The organism is Bradyrhizobium sp. 14AA (assembly GCF_054185205.1).
In genome coordinates this window covers 276,688-292,188 of the sequence record NZ_JAVAYM010000004.1, presented here as the reverse complement: position 1 = coordinate 292,188, position 15,501 = coordinate 276,688, and the positions used below count along the sequence as shown (strand labels likewise).

Genomic DNA, 15,501 nt, shown 5'->3' with positions numbered 1-15,501 from the left:
GCCGCCAGCCAATAGCCGGGAGACGGCAGAAATTCAACCTCTTCAGGGCGTTATGGCATGCATCCAGGCGCCAGGGACCGATTTTCCGGCCCGGGAAAGCGTTGACGGTGCCAAAGACCCTCTCTATAAGGGCGCCAACTGGCGGCGGGCGCAATCCTGCCGCCGCTGTTCTTTGAGCAGTTGCAGGCTCCTTGAGCTTAGAGCTCTTTGAGGTCTCATGTTCCGGGAATAGCCTAGCAACCGAACATCCTAAATCCGAGCGTCGATTACGCGGTCAAGCAAGCCGGCGCTACCCGACCAAGACGCGACCGGTACCCGCAAAGGACATTGAGACCATGGCCAATACCACTTCCGCCAAGAAAGCGACGCGCAAGATCGCCCGCCGCACCGCCGTCAACAAGTCGCGCCGCACCCAGATGCGCGGCGCCGTGCGTAACGTCGAAGAAGCCATCAAGACCGGCGATCGTGCCGCCGCCGTCCAGGCGCTGGCGAATGCCGAGCCCGCGCTGATGCGCGCCGCGCAGCGCAACATCATTCACAAGAACAACGCCAGCCGCAAAGTCTCGCGCCTCACCGCGCAGATCGCCAAGCTCGCCAAGTAATCTTGAAGTAAGCTTGAAGCGACCTCTCGTCGCTCGGGTCGAAGATCACACGCGTCAAACAGCCCGGCATCGCGCCGGGCTTTTTTGTTGCCTGTCATATTCACGCAAACGGTCACGCGACGATGGATCGTCGGTTGGAAGATTTGCGTCGTCCGCACTATCATGCGTTCCGTAGTTCTACCTGCGGGTGTTTTGCAACAGCGGAAACTTTCACTGCGCTGCGAAAAACCCTTGCGAGGCGGGCTCAAGTTGAATTTGCGCGCGTGCGGGTTCTGCACACCGTAGTTTCACCGGAACACATCCGGCGGTGGAGTTACCCTGTGAAACGAGACTCAAAAAACGATGTCTCGCTAATCACTTATCGACATAGCGCCAACAAGCATTTGGAAAATTCGCCCGCGCGTCGGGCGCGTGACGCTTTTGTAAAAAATTTTTGGCGGTGGCGGAGAATTGTCACACAGGACGCGGCGTTTTCGAATCTGTGCACGAATCCAAAAACTTGCTCTGAAGCCTGTGAACAACTCACGCGCGGCGTTAACGCAGATCAAGTTTTTTGATGCCTCAAGTGTGAATCAATTTCATTGCGAGTCTTTCCGCATAGTGTATTCCTTAAGTCGTCAGCGGCGCCCACGATCTTGAGACCAGCGCGGTATCGGAAACGGGGCGAGCGTGCAAATCGGCGGCGGTGTGCACGTTGGCGACGCTTTACCAAGCGATTGTCGGTTCAAAACCCATAGCAATATGGGAACGGTAGCTCTTTGTCTGAATGTCTCCAAGCGAGATCTTCTCGCTCGCGCCCAGCGCTAACGAGAGACATCCCAAGGCTACCCCGATACGCAGGATGGCGAAGCCGGGCGGACGACACGTACAGACGGGCAGGGCATTCGCGACTGGAACACTTCAGGGGCGGTTGTCTTTCAGACACGCAGGACCTTGCCGTGAGCAATCACGGCAGGACGGGGAGGTATCATGTCCTACGGATTCAACGCGGTATTGACTCACGTATCATCGTTCAACGATGCCGTTTCCGATCCGTCCTGCGTTCAGCCTCCGACGTGTGAGGGCGCGTCGAGTACGCGCTGACCTCGCGAACTCTCCATCTTCGACATCGCTGATCTGACCCGCGGCATTCGCGCCGAACGGTCGAGCCATGCCTGACGATGGACTCGCTTGAGGTCGCGCCATTCCAGGGATCCCGGCTGGGCTCTGGATGGCGTTCACAACGCAACCTTATCTCTCAAGAGAAGTTTTCTGACGATGACAATGGAACAGGATCGCTGGTCACGCGTGAAGAGCCGGCTGCGCTCTAATGTTGGCGAGGACGTTTACACGAGCTGGTTTGCGCGCATGGACCTGGAAGGCGTGCAGGAGGAGAGCGTGCGGCTCTCGGTGCCGACCCGCTTCCTGAAGAGCTGGATCCAGGCCCATTATGCCGAGCGCGTGCTGTCGTGCTGGCAGGCCGAGATGCCCGAAGTGCATCGCATCGACCTCACGGTCCGTTCCGCGGTGCGCCCGATCGCGCCGCCGAAGGAAGCGCCCGCGCCGGTCGAGGCGCGCCGTGCGCCCATCGCGGAGCTGCGCTCGACCGCAACCGCGCCGGTCTCGGCCAATCACGACGCGCTCGGCGGCTCGCCGCTCGATCCGCGCCTGACCTTTGCGAGCTTCGTCGTCGGCCGTTCCAATACGCTGGCGCACGCCGCCGCGCGTCAGGTCGCCGAAGGGCGCCGCGGCGATCCTGTCATGTTCAACCCGCTCTACATCCATGCCGGCGTCGGCCTCGGCAAGACGCATCTGCTCCAGGCCGTGACCTGGGCCGGCAACTCCGGCAACGAGCGCAAGGTGCTTTATCTCACCGCTGAAAAATTCATGTACGGCTTCGTCGCCGCGCTGAAGACGCAGACCGCGCTCGCCTTCAAGGAAGCGCTGCGCGGCATCGACGTGCTCGTGATCGACGACCTGCAATTTTTGCAGGGCAAGTCGACCCAGGCCGAGTTCTGCCACACGCTGAATGCGCTGATCGATGCCGGCCGCCAGGTCGTGATCGCGGCCGACCGTCCGCCGTCCGATCTCGAAAGCCTCGACGACCGGGTGCGCTCGCGCCTCGCAGGCGGCCTCGTCGTCGAGATGGGCTCGCTCGGGGAAGAGCTGCGGCACGGCATCCTCAAGTCGCGCGTCGCGGCGGCCCGCGCGCATCATGCGACTTTCGACGTGCCGGAGGAGGTGCTGCTTTATCTGGCACGTACCATCACCCATAACGGCCGCGACCTCGAAGGCGCGATCAACCGCCTCCTGGCGCATTCCAAGCTCAACAACCAGCCGGTGACGCTGGAGATGGCCGAGCGCGAGGTGCGCGACCTGGTCCGGCCGCAGGAGCCGAAGCGGATCAAGATCGAGGACATCCAGCGCGTGGTGGCACGGCAGTATAATGTCAGCCGCTCCGACCTCCTGTCCTCGCGCCGGACCGCCAACGTGGTCCGCCCGCGCCAGGTGGCGATGTATCTCGCCAAGACGCTGACCCTGCGCTCGCTCCCCGAGATCGGCCGCCGCTTTGGCGGGCGCGACCACACCACGGTGCTGCACGCCGTGCGCAAGATCGAGGCACTGGTTTCCAAGGACACCGCGCTGTCGGAAGAGGTCGAGTCGCTGAAGCGCCAGCTTCAGGAATAAACGCCTAGCCTCCTGCCATTCTCCCGCCGCCCTGGCTACGCCCCGGGCGGCGGTTGCGTTTCCAGGGGTAAATCGTGGGGAACTGCCCCCGATCCCTTGAATCCGGGGGCCATCCGAGACACCTTGCGCGACCCTGACGGCTTTGGTCATATCGGCTGGATGATCCGGCTTTCCGGGGTCTTCGGTGCCGTGGCGCGCGTCCCGCTGCCCGGCTTTTCCAACGTTGGTGTTTCTCCTTGGGGATCGGGCGAGTAGTGCAATGAAGGTTACGGTCGAACGCGCGCAACTCCTGAAGTCGCTGGGCCATGTCCATCGCGTGGTCGAGCGCCGCAACACGATTCCGATCCTCGGCAACGTGCTGGTCCGCGCCGAGAACGCGAAGCTGTCGCTGAAGGCGACCGACCTCGACCTCGAGGTGACGGAAACGCTGGCAGCGGAAACCGCGACCGCCGGCTCCACCACCGTGCCGGCGCACATGTTCTACGACATCGTGCGCAAGCTGCCCGATGGCTCGCAAATCGTGCTGGAAGCCGACGGCGACCGCGCCGTGCTGGCGATCCGCGCCGGGCGCTCGCGCTTCACGCTGCAGACGCTGCCGGAGAATGATTTCCCGGATCTGGCCGCCGGCGACATGTCACATTCCTTCTCGCTCGCCGCCAAGGACGTCAAGCGGCTGATCGACCGCACCCAGTTCGCGATCTCGACCGAGGAGACACGCTACTATCTCAACGGCATCTATCTGCATGCCGCAGGTTCAGCGAAGGCCGCGACCCTGCGCGGCGTCGCCACCGACGGCCACCGCCTCGCCCAGCTCGACCTGGTCCAGCCCAAGGGCGCCGAGGGCATGCCCGGCGTGATCGTGCCGCGCAAGACGGTCGGCGAGGTGCAGCGCCTGATCGAGGACACCGACGCCGAGATGACGATCGAGCTGTCGCAGGCCAAGATCCGCTTCACGATCGGCAACGTCGTGCTGACCTCAAAGCTGATCGACGGCACCTTCCCCGACTATGGCCGCGTGATCCCGCAAGGAAACGACAAGGAACTCGTCGTCGACAAGAAGGACTTTGAGAACGCGGTCGACCGCGTTTCCACCATCTCCAGCGAACGCGGCCGCGCCGTAAAACTCTCGCTGTCGCCGGGCAAGCTGGTGCTCTCGGTAACCAATCCGGATTCCGGCAGCGCGACCGAAGAACTCGAAGTCGAATACGCCTCCGACGCGCTCGATATCGGCTTCAACTCCCGCTATCTGCTCGACATCGCCGCCCAGATCGAAGGCGACGTCGCCACCTTGAGGCTCGCCGATCCCGGCTCGCCCACCCTGGTCCAGGACCGCGACGACAAGAGTGCGCTGTACGTGCTGATGCCGATGCGGGTGTGAGGGACGTGCTCCCTCGCCGGCGCACGCTGCCTCTAGAACCGAACGCGATGCACGTTGCTGCGCCCTCTCCCCTTGTGGGAGAGGGCAGCTCCGCTATTGGCCAAGGCCTCACTCGGGTGAGGGGTCCTCTCGCCGCACATTCTATGCGGAGACAACCCCTCACCCGCCACCGCTTCGCGCCGGCACCCTCCCCCACAAGGGGAGAGGGAATAGGTGCAATACCTCCGTCGCATTCCGAATGAACGCTGGTGGCACAGGACCCGCACCATCGACCGATCGCCAGACATCTCCGCCAATTTGCGAAGAACATGCGGCACGAGCCGACTGATGCCGAGAGGGCCATGTGGCGCTTGCCGAGGGATCGTCGACTCTCCACATTCAAGTTTCGCCGGCAGGTTCCCTTCAAGAATTACATTCTCGATTTCGTCTGTTCGAGAGAACTCTCGTGATCGAGATTGACGGAAGCCAGCACGCAGAATCACAAGGCGACGCGGTTCGTGACGCAGCTTTGTCCGCTGAAGGCTTCGCGATAGCGCGTTACTGGAACAACGACGTGTTGCAGCGATCCGAAGCTGTACTGGAGGACATCCTTGCAAAGCTCGCCGGGCGGTAACATACCCCTCACCCGTCGCCTCACTTCGTGAGGCGCCACCCTCTCCCACAAGGGGAGAGGGGAAGAATCCCGTCCATGACGAACAACTCATGACCCCCTCCCGCATCCATCGTCTGACGCTGACGCATTTTCGCAATTACCGGGCGGCGGGGCTCGAGACGGCGGCCGACATGGTGGCGCTGGTCGGGTCGAACGGGGCGGGCAAGACCAATTGCATCGAGGCGATCTCGTTCCTGTCGCCGGGACGCGGCTTGCGGCGCGCCACGCTGGAAGACGTCGCCGACAACCAGGGCGACGGCTCCTGGGCCGTGTCGGCGCAGGTCGAGGGCGCGCTGGGGCTTGCCACGCTCGGCACCGGCATCGATGCGCCGCGGCCAGACACCACGGTGAGCCGGCGCTGCCGTATCGATCGCGAGCCGGTCAATTCGGCCACCGCCTTCGGCGACCATATCCGAATGGTGTGGCTGACGCCGGCGATGGACGGGCTGTTCATGGGCGGCGCCTCGGAGCGGCGGCGCTTCTTCGACCGCCTGGTGCTCGCCATCGACAGCGAGCATTCCAGCCGCATCTCGGCGCTCGACCGCTCGCTGCGCTCGCGCAATCGCCTGCTCGAGACGCGCAATTATGACGAACATTGGTGTGGCGCGATCGAGCGCGAGACCGCCGAGCTTGCGGTCGCGGTGGCGGCAACCCGCGGCCAGACCGCGGCGCGGCTGACCGGCATGCTGAATGCGCGCGCGCAGCAATCCGCATTTCCGTCGGCGCAGATCGCGCTCGACGGCTGGATGGAGAACGCGCTGCTGACCGAGACCGCGACCTCGGTCGAGGACCGCTACCGCCAGATCCTGCGCGACAACCGTCCGCGCGACGCCATCGCCGGCCGCACCACCGACGGTCCGCATCTCACCGATCTCCAGGTCATCTATGCGCCGAAGAGCATGCCCGCGCGCGACGCATCCACGGGCGAGCAGAAGGCGCTGCTGATCGGGCTGGTGCTGGCACATGCGAGCCTGGTCGCCGAGATGACCGGCATCGTGCCGCTGCTGCTGCTCGACGAGGTCGTCGCCCATCTCGACCCGAACCGCCGCGCGGCGCTGTTCGACGAGCTGCGCAAGCTCGGCGCACAGGTGTGGCTGACCGGCGCGGACCCGGCCGCCTTCGCCGAAATCGGCGCCGGAGGCGAGGTCTTTGACGTCGAGAGCGGACGCGTTTCCGCGCGACGCTAGAGCGCCGTTGAACCCGAGCGTTTCCCGCCGCGACTAGCTTTTTGAGCGCGCGGCGGCGGTGGCGTAGCGCGCGATATCCCTGGAGAGAAAGATGCGGACGGTGATGACCGGGGCGCGATTCCCGGCACGATGGCTGGCGTTTGCGTGCGGCCTCTGCTTCCTCGCGATCTGCATGCTCGCGGCGAGCGCCGGAGCCTGGGTGTCGCAGCTGCCACAGCTGTTCTCGACCGAGCTCACGCCTGACACCGGGACCAAGCTGCCCGCGCCGACCCGTTACAGCTATCGAGGAATCCACACCACCGTGGTGAGCGGCATCGAAGCCCCGCTCCGCACCAGGCTGGAGGCCACCGTGCCCGCCGGGCTCGGCGACGTGCTCGTCTTCTATCGCACCGAGCTCGGCAAGCTCGGCTGGCAGGAACAGCATGTTGGCGCGGTGATCGCGGCCGATCACGTGCAGCTCACCTTCGCCTCCCCGCTGGGACCGGCGCTGCTGGAGCTCGGACGCAGGAACAACAGCACCTCGGTCGAGCTCGTGCAGAAGAACACGGATACGGCGACCCGCGCTCCCGAACCCGGCCAGGCCAAGGTGGTGTTCAGCAATATCGGCGAGACGGACGCCGTGCTCACGATTGACGAACGGACCATCACGCGCGCCCGCGGCACCAACGCGGTCGCGCTGGATCTGCCGCCCGGCAAATATCCCTATGAGGTGACCGTGCCGGGCCATCCAGCAGCCACGAACACCCTCACCGTCGCGGCCGGCGATACCTGGGAGCTCACGGTCGGGCGCGACGGCGACGCGTGGTCACCGCTCCATCTGTATTGAACCTGCCCGGTTCCTGCCGCGACTCCTCGTCTAAAGGGCGCGCCGACGGTGGCGCAGCCCACAATGGCGCGAGGGATAGACCCGCGCGAAATCCAGGAGTTTTGACGATGTCGACGATCCCGCGCGGGACGCAAGTCCCGGCCCGCTGGCGGCTGCTCACATGCGGCCTCATCCTGATGGCGAGCTGCTCGATCGCGGCCGCCGCCGACGGCGGTATCGTCGACGTCCACACGCTGCCGCAGCTCGAGGGCGCCGTGGAAGACACCTCGCACCCCGAGCGCTACCGCCTCGAATATCGCATGCCGACGCCGCAAGCCGTGACATCGCCGGCGGTGAAAAAGCTCCTGAGCGCCGACGGCTGGGTGCCCTATGTGCGGCCGCTGGAGGAGAAAAGCACCACGCTGAACTTCAAGAAGGGACGGCAGGGGCTTTCCGTTTACCTCACCCAGGGACTCGGCCGCCCGGACCAGTCCGTGGTGCATTATTCGGACGACCGCATCTATTCGAACGTGCCGTTTCCCGAAGGCGCGATCGACCTCGTGTTCGACGGCACAAGGCCCTATCTCGGCTGCATCGCACCTGAAACGCTCGAGGCGACGTCGGATTTCTACACCAGCCAGATGGCTGCGATCGGCTGGCGCAAGCTCACGCCGGAAACGGCCGCGCGCTGGACCAAAGCCGGCCTCGACGAGACCGTTCCGAACGGCGTGCGGGCCTTCTACGACCATCCCGAGGGCGACACGACCCAGTTTTACCAGCAGAAGCCGGTGATGTTGACGCTGACGCGCCGCGACGACGGCCGCACCAATGTCGACATCCGGATCGCGCCCTTTGCCTTGCCCGGCGAGCTCAAGGCCGATGACGATCTTGCCGGCCTGCCGCGGCCGAACCCGACCAAGACGGCCAGGGGCCTCGGCAGCGCAAGCTCGAACAAGCGCGAGATGTCGGCCGCCGCGCTGGCCGAGCTGCCTGCCGTGCTCGCCTTCTATCATCGCGAGCTCGCCGCGCGCGGCTGGCAGGAGGATGGCAGCGCGCCGCTCGCCCCCGGCGACGAGGTCGCGATCAAGATCTCGACGACGGAAGAAACCGGCGTGCTGCGGCTCGGCCGCAAGTATGATTTCACCATGGTCAGCCTGACCGCGCAGGTGAAGGACTCCGCGCTCGCCGCCCGCGCCAAGGCGAAGAAGGAAGCCGACGAGAGGTTCCTTGCGGATGCGCTTGGTACGGCCAAGCAACTCATCGCCGGCGACGAAGCAAGGCGCAAGACGCAGGCGGCCGCGCTGTCCGATGCGCCGCTCAATACGCTTGCCGACAGCAAGACGCCGGTGCCGCTGCCCGAAAACGCCGAAGACGTGAAGTTCGAAGGCAGCGACGGCCGACTGCAATTCTCCTCCATGTCCAGCGTCACAGCGCTCGGCACCTTCTACCGCGCAGCGCTGAAAAATGCGGGCTGGAAGGAACAGCCCTCCGTCATCAACCAGCCCAACATGGCGGTGATGACGTTCTCCAAGGCCGGCAAGTCGATCTCGATGACCGTGATGCAGATGGGCCCGAAGGTGAATGTCAGCGCCAACGGCTCCGGCCTGGTCGTGGCCGCGGCGAAGCCGGTCGAGACCAAATCGGCTGAAGCAAAGCCGGCGCAAGCCAAGTCGACCGAGCCACTGAAGCCCGATCCCGATGCCGCCCTGCCCGTGCCGACGCAGCGCAGCTCGAGCGGGGTCAGCTCCACGAAGTTCCCCGGCAGCAACCAGTCGTTCCGCACCGAGCTCGAAGCCAGCATCCCTGCGGAGCTTTCCGACGTTCTCGCCTTCTATCGCGCGGAGCTGACCAAGCGCGGCTGGCAGGAAAAGGCCGACGGCGCGACGGTCACGGCCGAGCGGGCAGAGCTCGCGTTCACCTCGCCGGACGGACCGGCCGTGCTGAAGCTCAGCCGCGCCAGGGAAGAGACCACGGTCAGCCTGGTGCAGCGGAATCCGCAAGCAGCAGCCAAGGCCGACATCATGCCCAAGGCGGGACAGGCGAGGCTGATGCTCGGCAATATCGGGCCGAAGGAGGCGTCGCTGACGATCAACAATCAGACGGTGAAGATCGCAGCCGGTGCCGGCGGCCCGCAATCGCCGAAAGGCCCGATGCTCGACCTGCCGCCCGGCAAGTATCAATACGCGCTGCGCATGCCCGGGCAGCCTGCCCGCACCGACACCCTCACCGTTGCCGCAGGCGATGCCTGGGGCCTCCTGGTGGGCCCGAGCGGCGACGTGCTGCCGCTGCAGATGTACTGAGCCTGTCGCCTGCGCCTGCAACGGCCAGGTTGAACCCATCAGGTTTGTGGGGCGACTAGTCGTTGAGGGGCGGCAGCGACCGTGTCGCAGCCGCCCCATCGCGCGAGGATCGCGACGCGCGGCATCCCTGGAGAGGTGGTATGACGACGGTAAGGCCCGGGACGAAGGTCCCGGCACGATGGCGGCTGCTTGTGTGCGGCCTCACTCTTCTTGCAAGCTGCTCGCAGGAGCCGCTGACCGCAGCAGATCCCCACGCCGACATGCCCGTGCCGAAGCGAGCCAGCCACTCGAGCTTCAGCACCTCGCGCGCGTCCGGCATCGAAGTCCCGTTCCGGCTCGAGCTCAAGGCCCAGGTGCCCGCAGAGCTCAGCGACGTATTGGCCTTCTACCGCGCGGAACTCGGAAAGCGCGGCTGGCAGGAGAAGCCTGATGGCACGATGGTCGCCGCCGATCGCGCGCTGCTCGTCTTCGCCTCCCCGAAGGGACCGGGCATGCTGACCCTCGACCGCGCCAAGGGCGAGACCAGGGTCGACCTGGTGCAGCGAAATACGGAGGTCGCGGCCAAGGCCAACTTCCTGCCGATAGCAGGACAAGCGCGGCTGATCTTCGGCTATCTTGTACCTGATGTGGCCTCGCTCGAGATCAACGACCAGACCATCGAGATCGCGGGCGGCGTCAACCATCCACAAATGCTGGATCTGCCGCCCGGCACGTATTCCTACGCGCTGCTCGTATCGGGCCATCGGGTGCGCACCGACACCATTACCGTGGCCGCCGGCGAAACTTGGGGCCTCAGGTTGGGTGACGACGACAGGAAGCCGGATCAGATCTACTGAACCCAGAGGCCGTTTCTGGGCGCCTCGGAACGGGCCTCTGCGCCCCCGCAAAATCCACGCCTTTGAGGCCCCAAAACGGATCTCGAATCGGGCTTTTCGCGGGCCCCGGAATCGACCTTCGGAGGCCTTGAAAACCGGCCCAAAAACCCCATTTCATCAAAGGGTTGCCGGAAGATACTTTGCGCTAGGCGCAAGCCCTCTTTCATGGCACAAATAGCTTTGAAATCAGCGCCTTTTGCGCCGCTGATTCGGGCGACATCTCGAAGGCCTCTCATGACAGAACCTGCTCGGCAGCCCGCTGCCGAAAACGAGCCCTCCAATCCGAGCGAATACGGTGCGGAATCGATCCGCGTGCTCAAGGGTCTCGATGCCGTCCGCAAGCGTCCCGGCATGTATATCGGCGACACCGACGACGGCTCGGGCCTGCACCACATGGTCTACGAGGTCGTCGACAACGCGATCGACGAAGCGCTCGCGGGCCACGCCTCGCGCGTCGACGTCGTGCTCAATGCCGACAATTCCGTCACCGTGCGCGATGACGGCCGCGGCATTCCCGTCGACATCCACAAGGGCGAAGGCATCTCGGCGGCCGAGGTCATCATGACCCAGCTGCACGCCGGCGGTAAGTTCGACCAGAACTCCTACAAGGTCTCCGGCGGCCTGCACGGCGTCGGCGTCTCCGTGGTCAACGCGCTGTCGAGCAAGCTCGGCTTGCGGATCTGGCGCGACAACAAGGAGCACTACATCGAGTTCGCCCATGGCGATGCCGTCGCACCGCTCAAGATGGTCGGCGATGCGCCGGGCAAGCGCGGCACCGAGGTGACGTTCCTCGCTTCGAGCGAGACCTTCAAGAACATCGAATATGATTTCGCCACGCTCGAGCATCGTCTGCGCGAGCTCGCCTTCCTCAACTCCGGCGTCAACATCGCCCTCTCCGACATGCGTCACGCGGTCGAGAAGCGCGAGGAGATGCACTATTCCGGCGGCGTCGAGGAGTTCGTCAAATATCTCGACCGCAACAAGAAGGCGATTGTGCCGGCGCCGATCATGGTGCGCGCGGAAGCCAACGGCATCGGCGTCGAGGCCGCCTTGTGGTGGAACGACAGCTACCACGAGAACGTGCTGTGCTTCACCAACAACATCCCGCAGCGCGACGGCGGCACCCATCTCGCCGGTTTCCGCGGCGCGCTGACGCGCCAGGTCAACGGCTATGCCGAGGCCAACGCCAAGAAGGAAAAGATCGCACTGACCGGCGACGACTGTCGTGAAGGCCTCACCGCCGTGCTGTCGGTGAAGGTCCCCGATCCTAAGTTTTCGTCGCAGACCAAGGACAAGCTGGTGTCCTCGGAAGTGCGCCCGGTGGTCGAGAACGTGCTCAACGAGGCCCTGCAGGCCTGGTTCGAGGAGCATCCCTCGGAAGCCAAGATGATCGTCGGCAAGGTGATCCAGGCCGCCGCCGCGCGCGAAGCTGCGCGAAAGGCGCGCGAGCTGACGCGCAAGAGCCCGCTCTCGGTCTCCTCGCTGCCCGGCAAGCTCGCCGACTGCCAGGAGAAGGATCCGGCCAAGTCCGAACTGTTCATCGTCGAGGGTGACTCGGCAGGCGGCAGCGCCAAGCAGGGCCGCAACCGCGAATTCCAGGCCGTCTTGCCGCTCCGCGGCAAGATCTTGAACGTCGAACGCGTGCGCCCCGACAAGATGCTGTCATCCGAGCAGATCGGCACGCTGATCACCGCGCTCGGCACCGGCATCAGCGACGAGTTCTCGGTCGAGAAGCTGCGCTATCACAAGATCATCGTGATGACGGACGCCGACGTCGACGGCGCCCACATCCGCACGCTGCTGCTCACCTTCTTCTATCGGCAGATGCGCGACATCATCGACGGCGGCTATCTCTACATCGCCCAGCCGCCGCTCTATAAGGTCTCGCGCGGCAAGTCCGAGCAGTATTTGAAGGACGAGCGCGCGCTGGAAGACTATCTGATCGACGCCGGCCTCGACGACTGCGTCTTCATTCCCGGCACCGGTGGCGACCGAACCGGGCGCGATCTGCGCGCGCTGGTCGACGACGCGCGAATCGTCCGCAGCATCCTGCGTAATCTGCACAGCCGCTATAACCGCAAGGTCATCGAGCAGGCCGCGATCACCGGCGTGCTGAACAAGTCCGTCTACGGCAACCCCGAGAACGCCGCGGCCGCGGCGCAGTACATCGCAACCCGGCTGGACAACCAGGCCGAGGAGGTCGAGCGCGGCTGGATCGGCCAGTTCGTCGAGGGTCAGGGCTTCCTGTTCGAGCGCACGGTGCGCGGCGTCAAGGAAACGGCGATCATCGACGACGCGCTGCTCGGCTCGGCAGAAGCCCGCAAGCTCGACGAGTACGCGCCAAAACTCCAGGACGTCTATGCCCGCTCCGGCAAGCTGCGCCGGAAGGACAGCGAGCACGTGGTCCACGGTCCGTCCGACCTGTTCGAAGCGGTCACCGACTCCGGCCGCAAGGGCATCTCGCTGCAGCGCTACAAAGGTCTGGGCGAGATGAACCCCGAGCAGCTCTGGGAAACCACGCTCGACACCGACGTGCGCTCGCTGCTGCAAGTGAAGGTCAAGGAGGTCGACGAGGCCGACGACATCTTCACCAAGCTGATGGGCGACGTGGTCGAGCCGCGCCGCGATTTTATTCAGGAACACTCGCTGAGCGCGACGATCGATATCTGAGGGCGGCCAAGCACTCGCTGCACCCTCTCCCGCTTGCGGGGGAGGTCGACGCGCTCACAGAGCGCGGCGGGTGGGGGCTCTCTCCTCGCGGAGATATTCTCCGTAGATTTCGACGACCCCACCGCGGAGACACCCCCACCCCAACCCTCCCCGCAAGCTGGGGAGGGGGCGCACCACCGTCGTGGCAACACCACTCCTGAACCTCGCCGCCCGCTGTCGCGACGAAAATGGCGTGAACCCATTGGCCAATTCCGGCCGGGAAGCACCACGTCATGACCGCCTCAGCAACGACCACTCCAGCCACGCCCTCCCGCCGTCTCGGCATCATCGGCAGCATTGTCGGCGTGCTGGCGCTGATGGCGGCTGTGCTACCGCACTGGGTGGTGCCGATGGTGTTTCCGCCGCCACCGGCGGACCAGGTCATCGTCGACACCGGGCACCGCATCAAGGACCGCGTGATCGCGCGCGTGAAGGGCGTGGAGTATCAGGCGCCCAGGTCGGAAAAATCGGCCGGACGAAGCTGGAGCGAAACAGCATCGGTCACCGCGATATCGCTCGGCCTGCTCGCTATCCTGCTTTCGGTTCTCTCCCTGATTTTCCGGGAAGAGAAGCTCCTCGCCGCCGTGGCCGCCACGCTCGGCACCGGCGCCATCGCGATCGAGATCTCCTTCGTCTTGATCGGCGCGCTGCTGCTGATCGCCATTCTCTATGTGGTGGCGAATATCATCGGCCTGTTCTAAGGCTCCTCTAAGTCTCCTTGGGGCCGACCGACGGCCCAAACCGTGGGCCAGCACAATTGCTACCGCGCTCAATTCTCTGTAGTTTCCGCCCGAAACAGGCCCGGCCCACCCAACAGCACAGTGAGAATCCACTTGGCGCCCATCCAGTACATCGTCGAGGGCGGTCACCGGCTCTCGGGCTCGATCGAGCCGTCCGGCAACAAGAATTCGGCGCTGCCGATCATCGCCGCCGCCCTGCTCACCGAGCATCCGGTGACGCTGGAGAACGTGCCGCGGATCCGCGACACCGAAACGCTGGTCGAGCTGATCCGCTCGGTCGGCGCGTCCGCCGAATGGACCGCCCGCAATACGCTTCAGATCCACGCCAAAAGCATCAGCGCCGCCGACCTCGACCCCGAGCTGTGCGTGCGCATCCGCGCCTCGATCCTGCTCGCGGGCCCGCTGCTCGCGCGCTGCGGCGAAGTGATGCTGCCGCCGCCCGGCGGCGACGTCATCGGCCGCCGGCGTCTGGACACGCATGTGCTGGCGCTGGAGCAACTCGGCGCCAAGGTCACCGCGACCGACCGGCTGGAATTCCGCGCTTCAAAACTGACCGGCGCGGACGTGTTCCTGGACGAGCCGAGCGTCACCGCGACCGAGAACGCGCTGGTCGCGGCGGTCGCCGCCGACGGCGTCACCTATTTGCGCAACGCGGCCTCCGAGCCGCATGTGCAGGACCTCGCCAATTTCCTGGTCGCGCTCGGCGCCAGGATCGAGGGCATCGGCACCAACACCATGATCGTGCACGGACCGGCGACGCTGGGCTCCACGACCTACCGCATCCAGCCCGACCATATCGAGGTCGGCTCGCTGATCGGGCTTGCCGCCGTGACGCGCTCGCCCTTGCGCATCGTGCGCGCCGGCGTCGAGCATCTGCGCTCGATCCTGTTGGGCTTCGAGCGGCTCGGCATCGTCTGCCGCATCGAGGGCGACGATCTCATCGTGCCCTCGAACCAGACGCTGAAGATCCAGGACGATTTCGGCGGCCACGTGCCGAAGCTGGAGGACCAGCCCTGGCCGGCCTTCCCGGCCGACCTGATGTCGATCGCGATCGTCACGGCCACGCAATGCGAGGGCGTGATCCTGATGTTCGAGAAGATGTTCGAATCCAGGATGTTCTTCGTCGACAAGCTGATCGCGATGGGCGCGCGCATCGTGTTGTGCGACCCGCACCGCGCCATCATCGCAGGTCCCAGCCGCCTGCACGGCGCGACCATGACCTCACCCGACATCCGCGCCGGCATGGCGATGCTGCTGGCCGCGGTCTGCGCCGAAGGCACCTCCACCATCAACAACGCCGACCAGATCGAGCGCGGCTACGAGCGCATCGAGGAACGGCTGAACGCGCTCGGCGCGAAGATCAAGCGCGTGCCGGAGCGGAAGGGCTGAGGCGACTTCTTCTACCATTGCGGCAGAAGTTGGCGCCCCTCGCACAGTATCGTAGGGTGGGCAAAGCGAAGCGTGCCCACGGCATCTGTTGCAGCATTTGATAGGTGGTGGGCACGGCGCAAGTGCGCCTTTGCCCACCCTACGACTCCGAGCTAGCGGATAGTGCCCCCTCACCCCCTTGCGTGCCCCCGACGCAG

Annotated in this window: 11 protein-coding genes and 1 pseudogene; all 12 read left to right on the top strand. The window is 65.1% G+C overall.

Annotated features, from left to right (window positions below):
- Positions 1-335 precede the first annotated feature (335 nt).
- The 12 genes and pseudogenes from rpsT to murA all read left to right on the top strand — a co-directional run bounded on the left by rpsT (position 336) and on the right by murA (position 15,304).
- Positions 336-602, top strand: a complete 267-nt coding sequence (rpsT, locus tag RAD15_RS11365; protein WP_008136028.1) for a 30S ribosomal protein S20 — start codon at positions 336-338, stop codon at positions 600-602.
- 1,257 nt (positions 603-1,859) lie between these two features.
- Positions 1,860-3,269: a chromosomal replication initiator protein DnaA gene (gene dnaA, locus RAD15_RS11360; RefSeq protein WP_458177280.1), complete on the top strand. Its 1,410-nt coding sequence runs from the start codon at positions 1,860-1,862 to the stop codon at positions 3,267-3,269.
- A gap of 123 nt (positions 3,270-3,392) precedes the next feature.
- Positions 3,393-3,524, top strand: coding sequence for a hypothetical protein (locus tag RAD15_RS11355; RefSeq protein ID WP_458177278.1), 132 nt, complete (start codon positions 3,393-3,395; stop codon positions 3,522-3,524).
- Between the two features lie 4 nt (positions 3,525-3,528).
- Positions 3,529-4,647: a DNA polymerase III subunit beta gene (gene dnaN / locus RAD15_RS11350; protein WP_458177276.1), complete on the top strand. Its 1,119-nt coding sequence runs from the start codon at positions 3,529-3,531 to the stop codon at positions 4,645-4,647.
- Between the two features lie 248 nt (positions 4,648-4,895).
- Positions 4,896-5,260, top strand: a pseudogene (locus RAD15_RS11345) (DUF559 domain-containing protein).
- Positions 5,261-5,349: 89 nt separating this feature from the next.
- Complete coding sequence (gene recF / locus RAD15_RS11340; RefSeq protein WP_458177274.1) at positions 5,350-6,486, top strand: DNA replication/repair protein RecF; 1,137 nt, start codon at positions 5,350-5,352, stop codon at positions 6,484-6,486.
- Positions 6,487-6,577: 91 nt separating this feature from the next.
- A complete protein-coding gene (locus RAD15_RS11335; RefSeq protein WP_458177272.1) occupies positions 6,578-7,312 on the top strand; it encodes a hypothetical protein in 735 nt (244 codons plus the stop codon).
- Positions 7,313-7,419: 107 nt separating this feature from the next.
- Positions 7,420-9,591 (top strand): hypothetical protein, encoded by a 2,172-nt coding sequence (locus tag RAD15_RS11330; RefSeq protein ID WP_458177270.1) that lies wholly within the window; start codon positions 7,420-7,422, stop codon positions 9,589-9,591.
- A 140-nt stretch (positions 9,592-9,731) separates the two neighbouring features.
- A complete protein-coding gene (locus RAD15_RS11325) occupies positions 9,732-10,427 on the top strand; it encodes a hypothetical protein (RefSeq protein ID WP_458177268.1) in 696 nt (231 codons plus the stop codon).
- Positions 10,428-10,700: 273 nt separating this feature from the next.
- Positions 10,701-13,136: a DNA topoisomerase (ATP-hydrolyzing) subunit B gene (gene gyrB / locus RAD15_RS11320; protein WP_458177266.1), complete on the top strand. Its 2,436-nt coding sequence runs from the start codon at positions 10,701-10,703 to the stop codon at positions 13,134-13,136.
- A gap of 272 nt (positions 13,137-13,408) precedes the next feature.
- Positions 13,409-13,876, top strand: a complete 468-nt coding sequence (locus RAD15_RS11315) for a hypothetical protein (RefSeq protein WP_458177264.1) — start codon at positions 13,409-13,411, stop codon at positions 13,874-13,876.
- Between the two features lie 132 nt (positions 13,877-14,008).
- Positions 14,009-15,304, top strand: coding sequence for a UDP-N-acetylglucosamine 1-carboxyvinyltransferase (murA, locus tag RAD15_RS11310; RefSeq protein ID WP_458177262.1), 1,296 nt, complete (start codon positions 14,009-14,011; stop codon positions 15,302-15,304).
- Positions 15,305-15,501: the final 197 nt, after the last annotated feature.

Bases quoted from the DNA above. Each gene is read 5' to 3' on its own strand.
- rpsT (WP_008136028.1), top strand. From the start codon at position 336: ATGGCCAATACCACTTCCGCCAAGAAAGCGACGCGCAAGATCGCCCGC.
- dnaA (WP_458177280.1), top strand. From the start codon at position 1,860: ATGACAATGGAACAGGATCGCTGGTCACGCGTGAAGAGCCGGCTGCGC.
- dnaN (WP_458177276.1), top strand. From the start codon at position 3,529: ATGAAGGTTACGGTCGAACGCGCGCAACTCCTGAAGTCGCTGGGCCAT.
- recF (WP_458177274.1), top strand. From the start codon at position 5,350: ATGACCCCCTCCCGCATCCATCGTCTGACGCTGACGCATTTTCGCAAT.
- RAD15_RS11335 (WP_458177272.1), top strand. From the start codon at position 6,578: ATGCGGACGGTGATGACCGGGGCGCGATTCCCGGCACGATGGCTGGCG.
- RAD15_RS11330 (WP_458177270.1), top strand. From the start codon at position 7,420: ATGTCGACGATCCCGCGCGGGACGCAAGTCCCGGCCCGCTGGCGGCTG.
- RAD15_RS11325 (WP_458177268.1), top strand. From the start codon at position 9,732: ATGACGACGGTAAGGCCCGGGACGAAGGTCCCGGCACGATGGCGGCTG.
- gyrB (WP_458177266.1), top strand. From the start codon at position 10,701: ATGACAGAACCTGCTCGGCAGCCCGCTGCCGAAAACGAGCCCTCCAAT.
- RAD15_RS11315 (WP_458177264.1), top strand. From the start codon at position 13,409: ATGACCGCCTCAGCAACGACCACTCCAGCCACGCCCTCCCGCCGTCTC.